Here is a 3,825-nt window from a genome sequence, read left to right as displayed (position 1 = left end):
GTGCGGGAGTTGCAGGTGCCGCTGCGGGTGCAACAGCTGCTGACAGCACAGGTGCAGCGGGCGCTGGCCCAAACTCAGCCGTGATCAGGTAGATGTGATCGGTCTTCGTGTCCAGGGTATGCGTCTTTGCACGCGCCGGTGTGGGCAGCGTCTGTTCCACGCTGAAGCTTGTGGGCGAGTCTTCCTTGATTACGGTAAGCGTGCCATCGCCCTGCGAACTGAACGCCTCCATCGTCTCCGGATTGAAGCTGGCGCCGTCAGATCCGTTGCCAATCGGCAAGTCGGTGATGATGTGGCCATCCGTCGCAGACAGGATGATCATGTTCTTGTTTTCGCGACATGCCGCGAAAAGAACATTGTTCTTCGCATCGAGCGCGAGTCCGGCGCAGCCCCCACCTTTGCTGGAGACATCATACTTGCCCACCATTTTCATTGTGCTGGCGTCGATGACGGCGATGGCCGCCTTGTCTTCGATGTCGACGTAGATCTTGCCGTGGCCATCGGTGGCGGCCTGTTCGGGAGCGCCCCCGATGTCGATCGTTCCCAGAATCGAACCGTCCTTGTCATCGAGGACGGTAAGGTTCGGCGCAGTGTGGCTGAGGATATAGAAGCGGTGATTGTACGGGTCGTTCAGGTAGCCATCGGGTCGTCCCTGTACATCGATCTTTTTGATGATCGCAAAGGTCTTTGCGTCGAACATTGTCACCGGATTTGAGGTCGCGAATCCGTGGCCCGTCTCGGTGTCTACCGCTCCACCGTGCGCGCTGGTGCCAGGGATATCGCCAACCTGCGCCAGTGTATCGAGATTGAAGACGCCGATGTGACCTGCGGGCCCGGAGCGCGCTACATAAAGATTGCGGCCAACGGGGTCGGCCGTTACGTAGTCGAAGCCGCCATCGCCATCCACGAGCTGAATCCTCTGCACTTTGTACGGACCGCTCTCCTGGGCGCGGGCAAGTCCCGTGATCGAAAGCATGGCGGCAACTGTTGCAACGGCGAGCGTCTGCTTAATCATCGTGGGGTCTCCTTTTGCGGAATGCAACCTGCAATCGGGCTTCCCTGATCGTCACGATCAAGAATGGATGCATTTCTTCCCGCAATCGAGCATACACGCCGCCCCCCTGCTGTGGATGGGTGCGAAGGAACGACGGTCCGAACGGACTGCACATCTGTAGCCGAGTTCTACTTCCAGCTCCAGTTTGGCATGAAGTTCTGCCCGCTTGTGGTGAGCTGATGCTGTTGAGTGCCATCGACGAGCATGGTCCAGATCTGGCTGCGGCCGCCAATGGTGCGCTCGAAGACGATGTGGCGATTATCGGGCGACCACGAAGGGAAGTCGTTGCTGCCCGAATCGTGCGTGAGCTGGAGCCACTTCAGCGGGCGGCTGGATATGTCCATCACGTAGATGTCCTGCCCGCCGGGTGCGCCGGGTCCGTATTTACGATTCCACGCGAAGGTGAGCCACTGCCCGCTCGGAGACCACGATGGAGAAACCGCATAACCGCCGTCAGTCAGGCGTTCAACATTCGCGCCGTCCTGATCCATGGTGTAGATCTGCGGCAGTCCCGTGCGTCCGCTCACCCATGCAAGCTGCGCATTAGTGCGCGGATTCCAGGTGGGCGCGACATCGGGACCGCGGAAAGACGTAATTTTGTGCGCACTTCCGCCCGCTGCATCCGTGATCCAGATCTCAGGATCGCCGGAGCGCGATGAAGAGAAAGCAAGCTTCGCTCCGTCTGAAGACCAGGCTGGGGTGTTGTTGCTGCCGCCGACCTTACCGGCGGGGAAGCTCACCATGCGTCCGAGATCGAGCGAGTACATGAGGATGGACCAGCCTTCGCGGCCGAGCGATGAGAAGGCGAGGCGGGAATTGTCCGGCGAGATGCGAGGCGAGAGCGAGACGGTGCCGAGGTGCGTGATGGCATGCTGATTCTGCCCGTCGTAATCCATGACCCACACCTCTTTGGAGCCGGTGCGCGAGCTGATGAAGTAGATCTTGGTTTCGGCTATGCCGTTGACGCCTCCGCCAAGGCGAAGGATGATCTCGTCGGCAAAGCGATGTGCGATGGTGCGCGCCATGTCCTGGCTGGCGGCTTCGTTGTACTGTTTGCCGAGCACCTGGGGGTTGGCAGTGTTGCGCGTGTCATCGAGCCAGCCGTAGACAACCAGGCGGCCATTGGCGGCCGAGAGCGCGCCAAAAGCAACCATGGCAGCGCTGGCCGGGTCGGCGGACCACTGCGCGAGATTGATCTCTTGCGGCGAGCCGGGCGTGCTCTGTGGGCTGAAGCTCTTTGAGACCATGTCGAAGATGCCGGCATTTTGCAGGTCGTTGAAGAGCGTCGAGTCGAAGGTCGCCTTCAGCGCGGGCGTCTGCGGATCGGCTCCCACTGCTTTGAAGTCAGACGCCGCAAGCCGAATGCGTGCGTTACCCAAACCAGAACCGGTGTGCACCCAATCCTGGGCGAATGCGGAGAGAGAAGTCAAAGATGCGAGAAGAAGGAAAATCGGAAAACCAAGTCGCAACGTAAGTTTCATGAGAACGCTGAACCCTTCCTGGGTGATTTTTTCGAGCGATGGGGAAACTCTGCGTGTCTCGAGCTCGTGTGATCTGAAGCGGGTTAAGTTGACGCCCTCCATTCTAATTGGACGGCGCCGGCCCTAGTAGGTGCAATCGAAGTAGACCTGCAGGTAATTGTCGCGATACCCGGGCGGGAGCGCCCCGAAGGTATCAACGCGTTGTGCAGCGCGAACGCAGACCGAGTCCCACGTCGAACTTCCACTGGAGCGGTCAAGGCGCACATCGCTTTGCGAGCCGTCGCGATGGATGCGGAACTCGATCGACGCCTTCGCCCCCTTGGGCGTGTTTGGGTCGGCAAGCGAACGATATCCATTCGCATCCATTTTGCGGTTGATGTTATCGACGTACCAGCCGAAGAGGCTTCCAAAATTTGCATCGGTGGTGGTAGGCCCATTGGCAACGCCGGATTGCGACGCGCGCGGCATCACCGATCCAGCCTGCTCGCCATATTGCGCGCGATTGGTGGGCACCGGCTGTTGCTGCGGCGGAGTTCTTTTTACTTCCTGGTGCTCAGGCTTTTTCGTTTTGCCCTGGATCGGAATCGCGGTTTCATCTTCTGCCTGCTTTGCCTTGGGCTGCGGCGGAGCGGGCGCTTCGCTGGGCTTCTCCGTGGCCAGCACGTTCTGATTGGGCGGGTGGTCGGAGGGAAGCGGGAGGGCGCTCGTGATGTTCACCTGGATGGCTCCGCCAGGTCCGGCGCCGCCCCAAAGATTGTGATGAAAGTATCCGCCTATGACGCCGTAGAGCACGATTGCGACCACAATGCCGCAGTGGAGCAACACTGCACCGGCAGCGGGCTTGGCCATGGGTTCAGGCGCCAGTCCCTCCTGGAAATGTCCGCCGACTTGGTAGAAACTGCTCACTTAATCTGTCGCCATCCTGAGCGGAGCGAAGGCCTGCTTTTCCGTCTGCGCTTGTTACACGAAGATGGCTTGAACTCCGCCACTTTACTTTCCCTTTTCGTCCACGGGACGCGTCACAATCGAAATATTCGTAATGCCCGCCTGCTTTACCGCGTCCATCACACTTGCGAATGCGCCAAACGGCACGCGCTCATCGGCGCGAAGGTAAATCACCTGCTTGGTTGAGGCACCGCTGGCAGCGCGCAATCGCTGGCCGAGGTCGTGCACGTTGACAGCCTTGTCGCCGAGAAAAACCTGCTGGTCGCGATCGATCGTGACCACCAGGCGCTGCTCAGTAATTTCCTTGACGGTGCGCGTCTTGGGAACATTCACTTCGATGCCCGA

The 3,825-nt window shown here is 59.7% G+C and carries 4 protein-coding genes; all 4 read right to left on the bottom strand.

Going from position 1 to position 3,825, the window contains the following annotated elements; genetic code table 11:
- Positions 1-1,015 (bottom strand): YncE family protein (locus WA354_RS07365; protein WP_472812354.1); only part of this gene is annotated, 1,015 nt, incomplete at its 3' end.
- A gap of 167 nt (positions 1,016-1,182) precedes the next feature.
- On the bottom strand, positions 1,183-2,535 hold the full coding sequence (gene tolB, locus WA354_RS07360; protein WP_472812353.1) for a Tol-Pal system beta propeller repeat protein TolB: 1,353 nt from the start codon (positions 2,533-2,535) through the stop codon (positions 1,183-1,185).
- 123 nt (positions 2,536-2,658) lie between these two features.
- Positions 2,659-3,441: a TonB C-terminal domain-containing protein gene (locus WA354_RS07355; RefSeq protein ID WP_472812352.1), complete on the bottom strand. Its 783-nt coding sequence runs from the start codon at positions 3,439-3,441 to the stop codon at positions 2,659-2,661.
- Positions 3,442-3,525: 84 nt separating this feature from the next.
- Positions 3,526-3,825, bottom strand: a 300-nt coding sequence (locus WA354_RS07350; RefSeq protein WP_472812351.1) for an ExbD/TolR family protein, incomplete at its 5' end; no start/stop codon positions are given.

The organism is Occallatibacter sp., from assembly GCF_049802275.1.
Classification (GTDB): domain Bacteria; phylum Acidobacteriota; class Terriglobia; order Terriglobales; family Acidobacteriaceae; genus Telmatobacter.
The sequence above is the reverse complement of the archived record's forward strand: the minus strand, read 5'-3'. Positions and strand labels throughout refer to the sequence as shown.